14 protein-coding genes are annotated in these 17,355 nt (G+C 59.9%); 8 read left to right on the top strand and 6 right to left on the bottom strand.

Annotated features, from left to right (window positions below; all coding sequences use genetic code 11):
- Nucleotides 1-10 precede the first annotated feature (10 nt).
- The 6 genes from ACQ1W9_RS10810 to ACQ1W9_RS10785 all read right to left on the bottom strand — a co-directional run bounded on the left by ACQ1W9_RS10810 (nucleotide 11) and on the right by ACQ1W9_RS10785 (nucleotide 8,846).
- Entirely contained in the window at nucleotides 11-1,387 is a 1,377-nt protein-coding gene (locus ACQ1W9_RS10810; protein WP_431023381.1) for a sigma-54-dependent transcriptional regulator, read from the bottom strand.
- Complete coding sequence (locus ACQ1W9_RS10805; protein ID WP_431023380.1) at nucleotides 1,359-3,302, bottom strand: ATP-binding protein; 1,944 nt, start codon at nucleotides 3,300-3,302, stop codon at nucleotides 1,359-1,361. Before ACQ1W9_RS10805 ends, ACQ1W9_RS10810 begins: the two co-directional genes overlap by 29 nt.
- A 38-nt stretch (nucleotides 3,303-3,340) precedes the next feature.
- Complete coding sequence (locus ACQ1W9_RS10800; protein ID WP_431023379.1) at nucleotides 3,341-4,183, bottom strand: helix-turn-helix transcriptional regulator; 843 nt, start codon at nucleotides 4,181-4,183, stop codon at nucleotides 3,341-3,343.
- An 18-nt stretch (nucleotides 4,184-4,201) separates the two neighbouring features.
- A complete protein-coding gene (locus tag ACQ1W9_RS10795; protein WP_431023378.1) occupies nucleotides 4,202-5,764 on the bottom strand; it encodes an ATP-binding protein in 1,563 nt (520 codons plus the stop codon).
- A 485-nt stretch (nucleotides 5,765-6,249) separates the two neighbouring features.
- Nucleotides 6,250-7,362: a class II histone deacetylase gene (locus tag ACQ1W9_RS10790; protein WP_431023377.1), complete on the bottom strand. Its 1,113-nt coding sequence runs from the start codon at nucleotides 7,360-7,362 to the stop codon at nucleotides 6,250-6,252.
- A 26-nt stretch (nucleotides 7,363-7,388) separates the two neighbouring features.
- Nucleotides 7,389-8,846, bottom strand: coding sequence for a Na+/H+ antiporter NhaC family protein (locus ACQ1W9_RS10785; RefSeq protein ID WP_431023376.1), 1,458 nt, complete (start codon nucleotides 8,844-8,846; stop codon nucleotides 7,389-7,391).
- 417 nt (nucleotides 8,847-9,263) lie between these two features.
- Here ACQ1W9_RS10785 and ACQ1W9_RS10780 point away from each other — a divergent pair, with 417 nt between their 5' ends.
- From ACQ1W9_RS10780 to ACQ1W9_RS10745, 8 genes are all read left to right on the top strand, one after another.
- Nucleotides 9,264-10,385 (top strand): Wzz/FepE/Etk N-terminal domain-containing protein, encoded by a 1,122-nt coding sequence (locus tag ACQ1W9_RS10780; RefSeq protein WP_431023375.1) that lies wholly within the window; start codon nucleotides 9,264-9,266, stop codon nucleotides 10,383-10,385.
- 48 nt (nucleotides 10,386-10,433) lie between these two features.
- Complete coding sequence (gene rfbB, locus ACQ1W9_RS10775) at nucleotides 10,434-11,486, top strand: dTDP-glucose 4,6-dehydratase (RefSeq protein WP_431023374.1); 1,053 nt, start codon at nucleotides 10,434-10,436, stop codon at nucleotides 11,484-11,486.
- Nucleotides 11,487-11,614: 128 nt separating this feature from the next.
- Entirely contained in the window at nucleotides 11,615-12,538 is a 924-nt protein-coding gene (gene rfbD / locus ACQ1W9_RS10770; RefSeq protein ID WP_431023373.1) for a dTDP-4-dehydrorhamnose reductase, read from the top strand.
- An 83-nt stretch (nucleotides 12,539-12,621) separates the two neighbouring features.
- On the top strand, nucleotides 12,622-13,500 hold the full coding sequence (gene rfbA, locus ACQ1W9_RS10765; RefSeq protein WP_431023372.1) for a glucose-1-phosphate thymidylyltransferase RfbA: 879 nt from the start codon (nucleotides 12,622-12,624) through the stop codon (nucleotides 13,498-13,500).
- A gap of 1 nt (nucleotide 13,501) precedes the next feature.
- Nucleotides 13,502-14,050, top strand: a complete 549-nt coding sequence (gene rfbC, locus ACQ1W9_RS10760) for a dTDP-4-dehydrorhamnose 3,5-epimerase (protein ID WP_431023371.1) — start codon at nucleotides 13,502-13,504, stop codon at nucleotides 14,048-14,050.
- Between the two features lie 493 nt (nucleotides 14,051-14,543).
- The gene (locus ACQ1W9_RS10755) at nucleotides 14,544-15,320 is read left to right on the top strand and encodes a sulfotransferase (protein WP_431023370.1); all 777 of its coding nucleotides are present in this window, start codon (nucleotides 14,544-14,546) and stop codon (nucleotides 15,318-15,320) included.
- Nucleotides 15,321-15,322: 2 nt separating this feature from the next.
- Nucleotides 15,323-16,084, top strand: a complete 762-nt coding sequence (locus ACQ1W9_RS10750; protein WP_431023369.1) for a glycosyltransferase — start codon at nucleotides 15,323-15,325, stop codon at nucleotides 16,082-16,084.
- Complete coding sequence (locus ACQ1W9_RS10745) at nucleotides 16,065-17,288, top strand: hypothetical protein (RefSeq protein WP_431023368.1); 1,224 nt, start codon at nucleotides 16,065-16,067, stop codon at nucleotides 17,286-17,288. Before ACQ1W9_RS10750 ends, ACQ1W9_RS10745 begins: the two co-directional genes overlap by 20 nt.
- The last annotated feature ends 67 nt before the right edge of the window (nucleotides 17,289-17,355 follow it).

Below are 17,355 nucleotides of genomic sequence, written 5' to 3'. Positions count from 1 at the left end.
GGCGAAGGGGTCATGGCTGGGACATCGGCTCCTTGCCATCGCGGAAGGCGGCCTTGTCCAGGCCATGCTTCTTCATCTTGCGGTAGAGGGTCTTGCGGGACATCTGCAGGGCCTCGGCGGCGCGCCCCACCTGGCCCTGGTGGCCGGCCAGGGCGTCGCGGATCAACTCACACTCGAAGGCCTCCAGGCGGCTCTCGTGATCCGCGCTACCGGCCTCATCCGCGGCATCGGCAGCCGCCGTCAGGTTAAGCCCCTCGCCGACCAGGCCGAGCACGAAGCGGTCGGCGGTATTGCGCAGTTCGCGCACATTGCCCGGCCAGGGGTGGCTCAGCAGCTGCTGGCGCTGGGCCGGCCCCAGGCCGGGCAGGGGGCGGGAGAAACGCTCGGCGGCCTCGCGGCCGTAGTAGTCGAACAGCAGCAGGATATCCTCGCCGCGCTCGCGCAGGGGCGGCAGGCGCAGGCTGGCGACATTGAGCCGGTAGTAGAGGTCGTGGCGGAACCGGCCCTGGTCGCTGAGGGCCTGGAGGTCCGCCTTGCTGGCCGCGACCACGCGGATATCGATGGGGATCGGCTGGGTGCCGCCGAGGCGTTCCAGGCAGCGCTCCTGAAGCACCCGCAGCAGGCGGATCTGCGCGGCCAGCGGCATCGACTCGATCTCGTCGAGGAAGAGGGTGCCGCCCTGGGCGGCCTCCAGCTTGCCGATGCGTCGCTGGGTGGCGCCGGTGAAGGCCCCCGCCTCGTGGCCGAAGAGCTCGCTCTCGATCAGCGACTCCGGCATGGCGCCGCAGTTGATCGCCATGAAGCGCTGGTCGCGCCGCGGGCTCGCCTCGTGCAGGGCCCGGGCCAGCACGTCCTTGCCGCTGCCGGTCTCGCCATAGACCAGGGTGTCGATATCGGCGCCGGCCAGCACCAGCAGCTGCTCGCGCAGCTTCACCATGGCCGCCGAGTCGCCCAGCAGTTGCCGGGCCAGACTGGCCTCGGCGTCGCCTGGTGGCGCGGCGTCACGATGGGCCAGGGCCCACTGGCGGTGGCGCTGGGCCTGGCGCAGGCGCTCGATCAGGGTCTCCGGCGCCACCGGCTTCTCGAGGAAGTCCACGGCGCCCTCGCGCATCGCCTGGGTGGCCAGGGGAATGTCGCCGTGGCCGCTCATCAGCAGCACCGGCAGCTCCGGGTCGAGGGCCTGCAGCTCGGCCAGCAGGGCCAGGCCATCCTGGCCGGGCAGGCGCAGGTCGCTGAGGACGATGCCCGCGGGATCGGCGCGCAGGGCGTCTGTCACGCCCTCGGCGTGGGAAAAGGCCTGGGTGACGAAGCCCTCCAGCTCGAGCATCTCGCCGAGGGTCTCCAGCACGCAGGGGTCGTCATCGATGATCAGCACACGTATCGACATGGTCGCTTCTTGTTGTGGGGTCGGTCGGGGCGGTGACGGCCGGCAGCCACAGCTCGAAACGGGTCCCATCGGGCCCGGTCTCGGCGAGGCGAATGCGGCCGCCGAAGTCCTGCATGATGTTGTAACTGATCGAGAGCCCCAGGCCCAGGCCCTTGCCCTCGGCCTTGGTGGTGAAGTAGGGGTCGAAGATATGGTCGCGGCGCTTGGCGGGAATGCCCTCGCCGTTGTCGGCGACGCCGATCACCACCCAGGCCGGATCGCTGGTCTGCTGGGCCCAGCGCACCGTGATGCGTGGCGACGCCTGGCGCTGGGTGGCGTCCAGGGCGTTGGTCAGCAGGTTGACCAGCACCTGCTCCAGGCGGATCGGCTCGGCCAGCACCCAGAGGGCAGGATCCCCCTCGAGCCGGGGGCGGCAATGCTCGGAGCGGGTCTGGGCCAGCTCCACCGCCGCCGTGACGATGGGGGCCACCGCCACCGGGCCGACCCGGCTGTCGCTCTTGCGGGCGAAGCCGCGCAGGTGACGGGTGATGCCGGCGGTCTTGTCGAGCAGGGTCGCCAGGCGCGCAAGCCCAGGCAGGGCCCGCTGGGGCTCGCCGCGCTCCAGCCAGCGCCCCAGGCTGTGGACCTGATGACGCATGGCCGCCAACGGCTGGTTGATCTCGTGGGTGATGGCCACGCTGAGCTGGCCGAGGGCGGCCAGCTTGCCGGCCTGGATCAGTTCCTCCTGGGCCAGGCGCAGGCGCCGCTCGGCTTGTAAGCGCTCCTCGGTGGCCTGGGCCAGGGCGCGTCGCGAGCGCTCCGCCTGCTGGGCGGTCTGCTGGAAGTGGCGCAGGTCCCGGGCCATGGCCGCCACCTCGTCACGCCCCCGGATCACCACCTCGGTCTCCAGCTGGCCGCTGGCCAGGGTGCGCATATTGCTCTGCAGGCGCTGCAGGCGGCGCAGGATATTGCGTCGCACATAGAACCAGGAGATGGCCGCCGCCAGCAGCAGGCTGAGCAGCGACAGCCCGAAGGTGGCGGTGCTGGCGCGGGCCACCGCCTGGCTGGCCAGCTCGATGTCCTGGCCGATATCGCGATGGACCCGACCCGTGTAGTGGGAAATCTGCGCCGCCAACTGCTGGATATGCCGCTGGCTGTTGGTGACCAGGTAGCTCTCCTGGTAGCGCAGGTCCAGCGCCTCGTTCTTCAGCGCGAACAGCTCGCCCTCCCGGGAGGCCAGCCGCAGCAGTTGCGCCAGGGCCTGTTCGGCCTCGGCGGGGAGGGGAGGCGTGCGGGCCAGCTCGTCGCGGATCGCCTCGCCCAGCGCCTCCAGGCGCAGGAAGGTGTAGTCCAGCTCGTTGAAGCTGGCATCGGTATAGAGCTTCTCGGCCAGGGCCGCCAGGGAGTGGAGGTGCAGGCGCAGTGCCACCCAGTCGCCTCCGGCCGGTTCGCCCAGGGCCTCATCCACCCGCAGATAGAGCGGATGCAGTTCCAGGCGCCGCTGGTGGGCCCGCCAGTCGAGCCGCTCGCGGCGGTCCACGTTGCGATGCAGCAGGCCGATGCTGTAGCGGATCTGGTCGCTGATCTCGACGAAGTAGCGGTTGTAGTCGGGCAGGTGGCCGACCCACTGTTGCATCTCGTCCAGGGTCTCGTCGAGGCGCTCCCGGGTCTGGGCCCGGGCATAGTTGGAGTCGCCGCCGGCCAGTTGCGGCACCCGGGCGGTGAGCTGCTGGGTCAGCTCGTTGAGGCGCGCCGAGGCATAGAGCACCTCGATGCTCTCGGCGCGGATCCCCTCCAGGCGTGCCTCCAGCTGCTGGCTGCTGCGAAAGGCCAGCCCCGCCGCCAGCAGCGTCATCGCCGCCACCAGGCCCAGCGCCAGGGCCAGGCGGGCGCTGATGCTGTCGGGGAGCAGGGTGCGAACCAGGCGCTTGTACAAGGCGGACATCCTTGGCCGAGGGGAAGCCCCTCAGGATGTCATGTCACGCCGCCGGAGCGACTGCGACCTTGGTCGAGTAGGGGAGGGCGGTGCTGGAAGAGCATGAATTGCCGGAACAGTTCCGCCTGGCTGCCGATATTCAGCTTGGCGTAGAGCCGCTTGCGGTGGTTCTTGACGGTGCCGGGGGTGATGCCCAGCTCGGTGGCGATTTCCGGGCCGGTATGACCGCGCAGGATCAGCCAGGCGACCTGGCGCTCCCGCTCGCTGAGGACTTCCTGGCCGAAGCTGTGCAGCAGGCTGGGCGATTCGTCCGGGGTGGGCAGGTGCAGGCTGCTGGCCAGCCAGAACTGGCGGATCAGCGCCTCCAGCAGCGGGAAGAGGTAGTCGAGGGTGGCCAGCAGCTCGCCCTGGCTGGGGGTGTGGTTGCGGCGATAGAAGCCGAAGGAGAGCGACAGGCAGTCGCCCTCGTCCAGTGGGAAGAAGGCCGCCGCCTCGTCGTAGAGGCCCAGGTCCCGATAGTAGGTGGCGTAGTAGTCGCTGTGACGAAAGCCCGCCGGGGCCAGCTCGTCGAGGCTGGCCAGGCCGCCGCGGCGTTCGGCCTGCCAGTGGCGGTAGCAGGGGTCGAGCAGGTACATGCGCTCCACATAGTGGGCCAGCACCCGGCGCTCCAGGTCGGCACTCAAGTTATGGGCCAGCACCGTGGGGCGGCCCTGGGCCGCGAAGTGGAAGACCGCATGGCTGATGCCTGGGAAATAGGCCTCCAGGGCCTGGCCGAGGCCGCTCAGGAACTCCGGGGAGCGGACCTGATCCGCCAGCCGGGCCATGGGGGCCAGGCTGGCGGGGGGAAGGTTGGTGGGGGACAGGGGATAGGCCGACACCATGGAGGGGCACTGACTCCGTCAGAGGGTGAGATGATCGAAGGCGACGATCTGGCGCTGCTCGCGGGAGAACTCCACGCCGACCAGATGGATCGGCTTGCCGGCGGCGTGGTACTTGTCGGCGTAGCCGCGCTCCTGAAGCTGTTGCAGCGCCTTGCCCTCCGGTACCTGCTCCACCACCTTGAATTCGAACAGGTAGATATGCCCGGCGAAATCGACGCTCATATCCACCTTGCCGGTATGGCTGGCGTCCTCCACGGTGACATTCAGGCCCAGGGCGGCGAAGTGACTGTAAAAGACGCTCGCATAATGTCCCTCATAGCGGGCGATGGGGTTGTTGCGATACCAGTCGTGGGGTAGGCCGGCGTAGAGCGCCTTGAGGTGGGCTTCCAGGCCGTCGAGGTCATGGGCGCGCAGGCGGGTGAAGAGCGTCTTGCGCTCCCGGGGGCCGTTCTCGACGCCGAGCGCCGGCAGCAGCGCCTGGTTGAGGCTGGCCTCCACCTCCTGGTTGGGAAAGCCCAGGGTAATCAGGCGGTAGCCCAGCATGGGCTCCTCGATCGCCTTCACCGTCAGGTAGCCGGTCTGGAACAGCAGCCCCTCGGTGGCGATATCGTCTACGTCGAAGCGCCCCAGCAGCTCGGGCTCGGTCTCCCACTGGTCGAGCGATGGCGTATAGAGCCCGCGCTGCCTGAGGATCTCCACCAGGAAGATGGGCGTGGCGCTCTCGAACCAGTAGGGGCTGAACTGGCGCTTCTGCAGCAGCAACAAGACATCGAAGGGGTTGTAAACCGAGGGCACTTCCTGGCCGCCCCAGCGGTAGCCGTTATACCAGTGGCGTATCTGCTGGCGGTCGAGGCCGGGCAGCTCCGGGGCGAAGACGCTATCCAGGTCCTCGTCGGTATAGCCGCACAGGGTGGCATAGGGCGCGTCCAGGGTGATGTCGTTCAGGTTGTTGAGCCCCGAGAAGAGGCTCACCTTGCTGAACTTGGAAACCCCGGTCAGCAGCACGAACTGCAGATGTGGGTCGGCATCCTTGAGCACGCTATAGAGGTTCTTGAGCCCCTCGCGCAGCTCCCGGGCCCTTTCCTGGTCGAGGATATTGTCGAGGATCGGCTTATCATACTCGTCCACCAGTACCACCACCCGCTGGCCGAAGTGCTGGTGGGCCTCGCGGATCAGCCCCGAGAACTCCCCGGCGATATCGGTCTGGCGCCCCTGCGGCATCCCCAACTGCTGGCGCTGCACGAACAACTGGTCGCGGATACGCTTATCCAGCGCTTCTCGGCTGGTCAGCACGCCATCGGCGAAGCTCAGGCGAATCACCGGGTGGGTGGCCTGCCAGTTCCACTTGTCGTGGATATAGAGGCCTTCGAAGAGTGCCTCGCGGCCCTCGAAGAGGCAGCGCAGGGTATCCACCAGCAGGCTCTTGCCGAAGCGCCGCGGCCGCGACAGGAAGTAGTACTTGGTCTCCTCGATCAGGCGATGGATCAGCGGCGTCTTGTCGACATAGTAGTACCCGCCCTCGCGGATATCCGCGAAGGTCTGAATGCCGATGGGCAGCTTGAGACGACCGGCCTGAGACAAGGAGACCTCCTGAGGTGGGATAGAGCGATGGGCCTAGCATAGCATGGTGGTATAACCCCCAGGGCACCCACCCCGTAGGAGCGCGGATTCCGCGCGATATCGCCCGCAGGGCGATCTGGAAGGCTTTGGCTGCCACCAGGGGCGACTTCGTCGCCCAATCGCTCGGGGGACCCAAGCTCCCACAACCCCAGTGGCCACCCAGGCTGCTGTGGGAATAGCCACCCAGGCTGCTGTGGGAATAGCCACCCAACCTACCGTGGGAGTGCGGCGGTCCGGTGCTCCGGTTCCGCCGGTCCGACGCATCGGCGATATCGCCCGGAGGGGGATCCCGGCCACCACAAGGGCGACTTCGTCGCCCAATCGCTCGGGGGACCCAAGCTCCCACAACCCCGGTGGCAACCTCCACCGTGGGAGCGCGGCGGTCCGGCGCTCCGGTTCCGCGCGATGGGCGCCGAAGGCGCCCCGATACACCATCACAACACCCCTCACCTTGGCCCGCGAATATCGCCCACCAGGTCGGCGGCGCGGCCGATCAGCTCGGCCTGGTGGGGCTCCAGCCGCTGGCCGCCCCACCGGGCGATCTCGTCATTGGCCGGATCCCGGGCGGCGATCGCGCTGCCGGAGAGTGCCTGGATCACCGCATGGCCGCAGAAGGGCACATAGCCTTCCGAGTAACCGCCCTCGTGAACCATCACCAAGCGCCCGTGACAGAGCCGCTCGGCGACGGCCACCAGTTGCTCGGTCATGCGCCCGAAGGCGGCGCTATTGAGCAGCATGCAGCCCAGCGGGTCCATGGCGCTGGCGTCGTAGCCGCAGGCCACCACGATCAGCTCCGGCTGGAAGCGCTCCAAGGCCGGGATCACCACCCGCTCCAGGCAGGCCTGATAGGCGCCGATGCCGCTGCCGGCGGGCAGGGGCACGTTGAGGGTATGGCCGAAGCCCGGGCCCTCGCCGCGCTCCTCCAGGCCGCCGCTGTCCACCGGGTAGTTGCTGTCGTGGTGCAGCGAGATGGCCAGCACATCGTCGCGCTCCCAGAAGGCCTGCTGGGTGCCATTGCCGTGGTGGACATCCCAGTCGAGCACTGCCACCCGCCGGATGCCGTGGCGCTCCATCATGGTCATCACCGCCACCGGGATATTGCCCAGCAGGCAGAAACCGCGGCCGCGGTCGCGCTCGGCATGGTGGCCCGGCGGCCGGCACAGGGCATAGGCGTTGTCGCAGTCACCGCGCAGCACCGCCTCCATGGCGGCGATGGCCTGGCCGGTGGAGCGCCTGGCGATCGCGTAGCTGTCCTTGCGCAGCGGCGCGCACTCGCCGGCATCGCCGAAGCCCCGCTCGCTCATGGCCGCCAGGCGGTCGAGGTAGTCGCGGGTATGGAAGCGCAGCAGGTCGGCCTCCTCGGCGGGGGCGCCCTTGATGGGTACCAGCTCGTCGATCAGGCTGGTCACCTCCAGCAGGTTGCGCAGGCGGCGCTTGGTCTCCGGGTGCTCGGCGGCGCCGGCGGGCTGCACATGGCCACCGGGTTCGGCGAACACCGAGCAGGGGCCGCTGTCATGCCACAGGCAGTGTTCGTGAAAGGCGAAGGCGGTACGGCGCATGGCGTGTCTCCTTGGGGGATCGTTGTTTAGCCGAGGACGAAGAAGAGGATGGCGCTGACCAGGGCCGCCAGCAGCACATAGGGCAGTTGGGTCAGGGCATGCTGCATCGGCGAGATGCCGCAGCCCCGGGCGCTGAGCACCGTGGAGTCGCCGAAGAAGCAGGCGTGGGAGCCGAAGGCCCCGGCGGAGATCATGGCGCCGAGGGTCAGCGGCAGGGAGGCGTCGGTGGCCAGGGCCAGCGGAATCACGATGGGGAAGGCGATGGCATAGACGCCCCAGAAGGAGCCGGTGGAGAAGGCCAGCCCCGCCAGCACCAGGAAGGTGATGCCCGGCAGCCAGGCGCCGCGCATCAGCGGCTCCACCCAGCCGATCAGCGTCTCGGTCAGGCCCAGGGACTCGTTCACCGACTGCAGCATAAAGGCGGCGAAGACGATGCCCAGCGGCAGCAGCATCTGCTGGAAGCCGGCCAGCAGCTCATCGAAGAGGCGGTTCAGCGGGGCGATATCCTGGGCCACATAGAGCGCCAAAGTCACCAGCAGGGCGAATCCCACCCCGATCAGCGCATCGATATCGAACCACCAGGTGGCCAGCAGCAGGGTGGCCACCGGCAGCAGGAAGTTGATCAGCCGCGGCGGGCGTTGCGTGCAGGCCTCCTCCTGCTGGGCCAGGGCGTCATCGTCCAGGCACATTTCTTCGCCACGCTCGGCGGCCTTCATGCGGCCCAGTACCGGCACCACCCCCAGGGCCACCAGGATCACCAGGACGAGTGCCACCCAAGGGTAGAAGAGGTAGGGCACCAGGCCGAGGTAATAGGCGAAGCCCTGGCCGGATTCGGCCACCCGGTTGCTCTCCAGCAGGCCGGCCAGGTAGATGGCCCAGGTGGAGAAGGGGATCAGTAGGCAGATGGGCGCCGCCGTGGAGTCGACGATATAGGCCAGCATGGAGCGGGAGATCTTCAGCTTATCGAAGAGCCGCTTCATGGCCGCCGAGACGGTCATGGCGTTGAGGTAGTCATCGATAAAGATCAGCGCGCCGAGACCCGTGCTGCCCAGCATGGCGCCGCGTCGGGTCTTCAGGTAGTGTCCGGCGCTGTGGCTGAAGGCCTCGGTGCCCCGGGCGAACTGCAGCAGGCCGATCAAACTGCCCAGCAGGCCGCAGACCAGGATGATCCAGCCCATGGTGGGGTCCTGCATCACCGTGAGGCCGGTGCCGGCCATCTCCTGGATGGCGGTGGTGGGGGAGAGCAGGATAAAGCCGCTCAGGGCCCCGGCCAGCAGCGCCTCCAGGGTGCGCTGGGTAATCAGCGCCATGCTGATCACCACCAGGGTGGGCAGCAGCACATAGGCCCCGTAGTGCCCCCCGGCGGCCAGCCAGTGGCCGCTGAGGCTGGCCATCAGGACCACTGCCAGGAAGATCAAGCCGCGGCGCAGGCCGCTGTCGGCGCGCAGGCCATGCCCACGGGGATGGGAGGTTGCCTTGTCCATTGCGTTCACCTTGTTGTTGTTGAAGAGGTGTGGTGACGTCAGTGGAGCACTGCAGGCAATGGCCTGGCGATATCCCCAAGGGGATAATCCTGGGGGAGAGCCCTGAGGGGATTTCCCCGAGGCGGCGAAGGTGGACATTTCTTCACGGCGGTGTCGCCATATCACGACTGGGCGGGAAGAGTAAAATAGCGCAACATATGGATTTACTGGCCTATTCGCCGTGGAGGCCAGGCGGGCGTTGGCGTAGAATGCCCGCTCACAATGAAAACGATACCGTGGGTCATTGCCGCTTGCCTTGCATCGGCGCTGCCAAAGGTATCTATGACTGTATTAGGGCATGGGAATGCGTCCGGTGTAATCCCCGGGCGGTAGCGTGCCTGAACGCCCTGCCACCTGCCAAAGAGGACGGCTTGCTCGATGAGCACTCCAGTACAAGTTCCCAACGGAAACGACGACGAAATCGACCTGCGCGACCTGGCGCTGATGCTGATAGAAGGTTGGTACTGGATCGTCGGCACCGTGGTGGTCGCCGTGATTTCCGCCTTCGCCTACCTCGCGGTAACCACGCCCACCTATGAGACGAGTTTCCGCGCCGTACCCGCGTCCAGCAGCAACTTCTCTGGTTTTAGCCTGACTGACGGCTTCTCTATCACGCCGGAAGAGGCGTACCGGGCGCTTGGCAATCGGCTCTCCAGCTTCCAGAACTTCGAAGCCTATGTCGAAGCGAATCGCGACCGCTTCGAGCTGGCTGAAGGTGTCGATCTGGGGCGAGTATTTAATGGTCGCCTAAGTGTTAGCGGGCTAACGGAGGAGCGGGACGGTAGCCTGGCTTTGAACGTTCGCTACAGCTACCCGCAGGGCGAGCAGGGCGAGACGATTCTCAACGACTATATTCGCACCACCTCCGAGCAAGTGTGGGAAACCCTGCGCAGCCGCTTCGATGACTATAATCGAGCGCAGATCGCCAACTTGAATACTCACCTCGATCTTCAGAAAGAGACCCTTCAACGTAGCCGCGAGGAACGCCTGTTCACCCTGGAGCAGGCCATCACCGTGGCCCGGCGCCTGGAGATCGAGAAGCCCACCACGCCTCAGCAGTTTGGGCGCCAAACCACCGGTAACGAGGTGATCTACGCCGATATCAGTGGCGATGGGTCATTGCCCCTCTATTTTATGGGCTATCAAGCGTTGGAAGCGGATCGGGATACCCTGCGCGAAACCATCGACCAAGGTTTGAGTAACTCATCGATACGAGGAACCCAACAGCAGCTCGAGCAGCGTCTGAGAGTCGCCGAGCTCCTCTCTAGCGGACAACTCTACGGCGTGGATGAGGGCGTGGAGCCCAACCACACCGAGCGGGTGGTGGATGTGGTGGAATATGCCTTCCCGCCTGCAGAGCCGAGTGAGCCGCGTAATGCGCTGATTTTTGCGCTTTCTCTTATATTGGGCGGCATGCTTGGTGTAGTACTGGTATTCCTCGCTTGCTTTGGTAGAAGCCTGAAGGGGTATCGGCGTAGTACGGCTGCCAGTTCGAACTGAAGTCGGGCTATCCTTTTAGCTTACCACTAACTCTGGTAACGATTATTCATGAAACTGCTGATCACTGGCGGCGCGGGCTTTATCGGCTCGGCCGTAATTCGTCATATCATCCAGAACACCGCCGATAGCGTGGTCAACGTCGACAAGCTGACGTATGCTGGGAATCTGGAGTCTCTTTCCGAAGTCGCAGACAGTGAGCGCTATGCCTTCGAACAGGTAGATATCTGTGATCGCATAGAACTCGAGCGGGTCTTCGATAAGTATCAACCGGATGCCGTGATGCACTTGGCCGCCGAAAGCCACGTAGACCGCTCCATCGATGGACCGGCAGAATTTATCCAGACCAATATCTTTGGCACCTATACTCTGCTGGAAGTTTCCCGTGCCTACTGGAACGGCCTGGATGCCGACTGTCGCGATGCCTTTCGCTTCCACCACATCTCCACCGATGAGGTTTATGGCGATCTGGACGGGCCGGAGGGGCTGTTTAGCGAAGAGACTTCTTACGCCCCAAGTTCGCCCTACTCGGCCAGCAAGGCCAGCTCGGATCATCTAGTGCGGGCCTGGCAGCGAACCTATGGTCTGCCGGCCCTGATCACCAACTGTTCCAATAATTACGGGCCCTATCACTTCCCCGAGAAGCTGATCCCGCTGATGATCCTCAACGCCCTGGAAGGCAAGGCGCTGCCGATCTACGGTAAAGGGGAGCAGATCCGCGACTGGCTCTACGTTGAAGACCACGCCTGCGCCCTTTATAAGGTGGTGACGGAAGGTGAGGTAGGGGAGACTTACAACATCGGCGGCCACAATGAGAAGCAGAACATTGAGGTAGTGAAAACCATCTGCTCCCTGCTGGATGAGCTGGCCCCGACGCAGCACTCCCCTTACGCAAACCTGATCACCTATGTGGCAGACCGCCCTGGCCACGACCTGCGCTACGCTATCGACGCTGGAAAGATTGAGCGCGATCTCGGCTGGCGCCCGAAAGAGACCTTCGAGTCAGGCATCCGCAAGACGGTACAGTGGTACCTGGACAACCAGGAGTGGTGCCGCCGAGTGCAGGACGGCAGATATCAGCGCGAACGGCTGGGGATTGCATAGCCGCGGGTCAGACCCCGGCGGTGTGCATGGCGCAACCAATGGCCAAAACACCGACCCACTCACAGATCGCTGGGGCTGACCCAAGGGCGGCCACCAGGGCCAGCAATATTCAAGGAAGGTGAGATTTAATGCCTCAGAACACTCCCAGTCGTTGCATCCTCCTCCTGGGCAAGAATGGTCAGGTAGGTTGGGAGCTTCAGCGTGCTCTGGCGCCGCTGGGTAACGTCATCGACTTGGACCGCCAGGGTCACAACGGCCTCACCGGCGACCTGTCAGACCTCGACGGACTGCGTCACACGGTTCGAGGGCTCAAGCCCCAGGTGATCGTCAACGCTGCGGCCTACACCGCGGTTGACCGCGCCGAGGAAGAGCGTGATCTGGCTACGCGGGTCAATACCGAGGCGCCGGCCGTACTAGCGGAGGAGGCGAAGGCGCTGGATGCACTGCTGGTGCATTACTCCACTGACTATGTGTTCGACGGCAGTGGTGAGGCGCCATGGAAGGAAAGTGATTCGGTGGGGCCGCTTAACCACTATGGTGCTACCAAGCTCGCCGGGGAGCGCCATATCCAGGCAAGCGGTTGCCGGCACCTGATCTTTCGAACCAGCTGGGTTTATGCCTCGCGTGGGGTCAATTTCCTGGCCACCATGGCCCGGCTGATGCGCGAGCGCGATGCTCTCCAGGTCATTAACGATCAGCTGGGTACCCCCACCGGCGCCGAGCTGATTGCGGATGTCACCGCCCACGCTATCGCTCAGGGCCTGGGTGATGCCGACATTGAAGGGCTCTACCACCTGGCACCCGCAGGTGAGACCAACTGGCACGGCTATGCCAGCTTCATCGCTGAGTGCCTGCAGAAGCAGGGCATTGAGGTCCAGGCCACACCGGAGCGAATCAAGCCGATTCCCACCGCTAAATGGCCAACGCCGGCCCAGCGCCCGCTTAACTCCCGGCTCGACACCACTCGCCTCGAGAAGGCTTTCAGCCTGCGCCTGCCGCCCTGGCAGCAGGGCGTAGCCCGAGTCCTGCAGGAACTCTACGCAAAGCCCTGAACGGGGCTCTGATGGAGCGTGGCGTTGCTGCGCGAATCCATCACGAAACGATGGCTGAACACCGAATACGGAAAGGAAAAACCATGGCACGTAAAGGTATCATCCTCGCCGGCGGCTCCGGCACCCGGCTGTATCCCATCACCAAGGGTATCTCCAAGCAACTGCTGCCGATCTACGACAAGCCCATGATCTACTACCCGCTCTCGGTTCTTATGCTGGCGGGTATTCGCGAAGTCCTGATCATCACCACCCCCGAGGATCAGGCCGGCTTCCAGCGCCTGCTCGGCGATGGAAGCCAGTTCGGTATCTCGCTTAGCTACGCTGTGCAGCCGAGCCCTGACGGCCTGGCCCAGGCCTTTATCATCGGCGAGCAGTTCATCGGAGATGAGCCGGTGTGCCTGGTGCTGGGCGACAACATCTATCATGGCCCTGGCCTCTCCAAGCTGCTGCAGGCTGCCAACGCTCGGGAGAGCGGTGCCACGGTGTTTGGATATCGAGTGACCGACCCGGAGCGTTTCGGGGTGGTGGAGTTCGACGCGAACCAGCGTGCCATCTCCATCGAGGAGAAGCCCGAGAAGCCCAGGTCTCACTACGCAGTGACCGGTCTCTACTTCTATGACAACGACGTGGTCGAGATCGCCAAAGCGGTGAAACCTTCACATCGCGGCGAGCTGGAGATAACCAGCGTCAACCAGGCCTACTTGGATCGCGGTGACCTTAACGTGGAGCTGCTTGGCCGTGGCTACGCTTGGCTTGACACCGGCACCTTTGATTCGCTCCACGAGGCCTCGGGCTTTATCGAGACCTTGGAGAAGCGTCAGGGCCTGAAAGTGGCCTGTCTGGAAGAGGTGGCCTATCGGATGGGGTATATCAACCGTGAGCAGCTGTTGGTACAGGCTGAGGAACTAAAGAAGAACAGCTATGGGGTCTATCTCAAGCGGCTAATCGAACAGGAGGACTGAGGTGGAGGTCATTTCTACAGGCATCCCTGATGTCAAGCTGATCAAGCCGCGTATTTTCGAAGATCGGCGTGGTTTCTTCTTTGAGAGTTATAACCAAAAGGCTTTTGACGAGGCTGTCGGGCACGCTGTTAACTTTGTCCAAGACAACCATAGTCGCTCGGTCAAGGGCACCCTGCGCGGCCTCCATTATCAGTTGCCCCCACATGCCCAGGGCAAGTTAGTGCGCGTCACCGTGGGGGAGGTCTTCGACGTGGCTGTGGATATCCGCCAAGGTTCAGCTACCTTCGGCCAATGGGTCGGCGAGTATCTGTCTGCCGACAACAAACACCAACTCTGGATTCCCCCCGGTTTCGCACACGGGTTTCTGGTGACTAGCGATGAGGCCGAGTTTGAGTACAAGTGTACCAATTTCTATGCTCCCGACTGTGAGGCTAGCATTCTCTGGGATGACCCTAAACTGGACATTGATTGGCCACTCCAGGGAAAGCCTTTGATTTCCTCTAAGGATGGAAAGGCTTTGTTCTTCCGTGATGCGGAGTACTTCGATTGAAGTTTTTCAGGCTTGGCCATGTGACTTGCCAAAGAGTGGCTTGATCTTATAGTGTAGGGGCATAGATGATAAAATAAGCTATGTGAGCCTACCTCTTATGGTAGCAAAGAGTCTTCTGAAGATATTCATGCGGAAGCAGCCTCATGGGCAGCAAGCTGCATAAGCAGGCCATCATCACGCGTGGGTCTGTGCTGAAATCCTGGCAGTGTCCGCCAGTACAGATTTTTGGAAAGCTAAGTTGTATTGTCCACTATGCGTTGTACTTGCTAAGCTCCCTGTAAATTCTACTGCCGCCAGGCGACAAAGAATTTGTCTGATCTTTAGGTTTGCGTTGAGTCACCTAGGAAAAGGTGTATTTCAATGGCGAGATAGGGCGTAAGTAAAAGCGGTCAAAGATGATGTGTGTTTACCAGATAATTATGCGAACTAGGTTTTTACGACTCCCCTGGTTTTAGTAGATTTCTATGACGCTGTTTGAGTTTGAGGTTGTGTTGTGAGAATAGTTGTTATCGGTATGCATAGGAGTGGGACATCTATAGTTGCCAAGATTCTTGAGCAGCTAGGGTGTAATATGGGTGAGTCACTTTTGCCAAGTAGCGCTTCAAACGTCGATGGGCATTACGAAGACTTACGGTTTTATGAGCTGAATAGCTTGATATTTTCAAGGATAAATAAAAGCTGGGATAATCCTCCAAGCCAACGGGAGGTTTTAGAGAACTCCGAGCTCATCTATAATTTGTATTTAGATGAAATTAGCGACAGAAGTGGGTTTTGGGGATTTAAGGAGCCTAGAACATCTGTTCTTCTCCCTGCGATACAGGATTTGTTATGTGATTTTAAAGTGGTCTATTGTCTGAGAGATGGTGCGGATGTCGCACGCTCTCTACATACACGTAATGGTATTGATGTTGCAGAAGGGTTAAATCTAAAAGAAATATACGATAAGGCATGCAGTGATTTTTATGAAAATCATGGAGGTGATAAGATAAAAATTTATTACTCGGATCTCGTTTCGGAACCAGAGGAAGCTGTAAAGAAAATAGCGTCGTTTGTCAACATGGCTAAAGATGAGTCAGCTATAATTAACGCGTCGCTAATTGTTAAGGATAAACAAGACCTCTCAAGGAAAAAGTTTCTCGCACTAATAGGTGATGTCTTTATATCCATTAAGAGAGCGATTAAAAGTCCTGGTTTGCTGTTTACAAAAAAGCCCTTGAACAAAATGAGATATTGGGTTAGAAATCTTGTTGAAATTATAGCCAGGAGATAGCTTTGAAGGTTAGAGTTAGTGTTTGCATTGCTGCTTATAATGGCGAAGAATATATATTCGAGCAAGTTAGATCTGTCTTGGACCAGATGGGGGATAGAGACGAGCTGATAATAGTAGATGATGCATCGACAGATTCTACTAGAGATAAGGTGGAGTCAATTAAAGACGATAGGGTTTTTTTAATAAATAATAAAAAAAATATTGGGCATGTAAGGACGTTTGAGAAAGCCATTAGTCGTGCTCAAGGAGAGTTTGTTTTTCTTGCAGACCAAGATGATATTTGGGTTGAGGGACGGCTTTTAGATATGTTAGAAACCTTGATGTCTAGCCCAGCCCCCACTGTTGCAACAAATTTCTATATTTTTTCCGGTAGTGTGTTTAAGGCAAAAGAAAACAAAAGAAAGCTTCCTGAGTTTTATAACTTTCATAGCGCTCTTTTTGGAATAATTAAGGGGGATATACCGTATTATGGTTGTTGTATGGCCTTTAGGAGTGAGATAAAGGATGCCTTAATCCCCTTTCCAAGGTTTGTAGAGTCACATGATATATGGCTAGCAATAAACTCCTTGTTCAATGGTGGTATTACTCATCTCAAAAAAGAAAGCCTTTATCATAGGATTCATGACAATAACGCAACGCCGAAAAGGCGAAGGTCGTTGTTTAAAGTATTGAGGACACGACTTTACTTCTTTGTTATGATTCTCACCTCCATCTCAAGGAGGTTTTTTACTGGAAGATATTTTCATGCCCGTAAAAAAAATTAATACTTCCTATTTGATTGTTTTCCTGGTGTTTGCAACGCTGGCTTCCTCAAGTTATTTTCTCCCCGGGGAAGTATCTTATGTTTTTATGGCATTAGTTGTTGTTTTTTCTTTTCTGTTTTCGGTAATAGGTGAAGGCCGTTTTTTTTATAGGAAAAAAGAATGTGCAATAGCACTTTCTTTTGCGGCAGCTATAATTTTGTCTTGGGCTTATGGGGCATTAGTGGCCGCGTTTAATGGAGTTTCCGAAAAGTACATCTTTAGAAATTTTTTAGGAATGTTGTTTTATGTGATTGTTTTTTCTTTTTTCTTGATCAGGCCGGACCCTTGGCTCCTTATGAGAGCGGTTTTTTTGGCATTTTTTGTACAATTACTATATGGTTTGGTTAGTGTCTATAATGGAAATATAGGGGGGGTGGATTGGACGGCGATTAAAAGTATTTCAGAGCTTCGTTCAGTCTATTCGGTAGGTTATGTTGTTGCTTTTCCGGTTTTTTCAGCTTCTTTGTATTCAGTAATCAATTCTTCATACTCTCCATTTTTAATGCTTTATGGAATAAAGAGTGCCAGCTTGTTACTCTTCTTTTCTTTGTTTGTTCTCGTGGTCCCAGCGATGTCAAAAGGCTTTGTTTTAGGCGTGTTGGTTATCGGTGCACTGATTTTTATTTCCACGCTTGGTAATCAAGTTGTTAGAGGGAGGATTAATTTAGTATTTTTTTTAGTCGTTGTCTTTTTTTTCGCTATTTTGGCGTGTTCAGTTTATTATTTTTATGATGTCTTGGTTTACTCATTTGGAGGTGGGGAGCGCTCCAACTCAGTAAGAATGGAGCAGGCCGGATATTTGTTAGGGGAAGTTTCTTTTTCTGGTGCGGGTTTAGGAGCTGGGTTAGATTCTGGCTACATGAGAGGAGATATTCCTTATGCATTTGAGCTTTCATATTTAAGTATCATTCATAAGCTTGGTTTTTTTAGCGCTCCATTGCTTGCTTCTTATGTGTATGTTTTTTTAGTTTCTTTTTTGGGGATGCTTCGTGGGAAAAATGGTTTGGTCTTTTCGTTTGTGCTTGGCTTGATGGGTTACTCAATCGTGGGTGCAGGAAATCCTATAATATTAGGTGGTTTATGTGTGATGCTTCACTCTATCTCTCTTTACCTAGTGGCAGTGGCAAAGGGGGAAGCAGTGAGTGGCTTGGTAAGGCCAGTCTAGCTGGAGTGTTACTTTCTTAGGCCTGAGGCCAGTCAAATGGTTTAGTAATAGGAGAGTCTTGATGATT

Origin of the sequence: Halomonas sp. H5, assembly GCF_050613175.1 — a bacterium.
Taxonomy (GTDB): domain Bacteria; phylum Pseudomonadota; class Gammaproteobacteria; order Pseudomonadales; family Halomonadaceae; genus Bisbaumannia; species Bisbaumannia salifodinae.
This window is presented reverse-complemented; position numbering and strand designations above follow the sequence as displayed.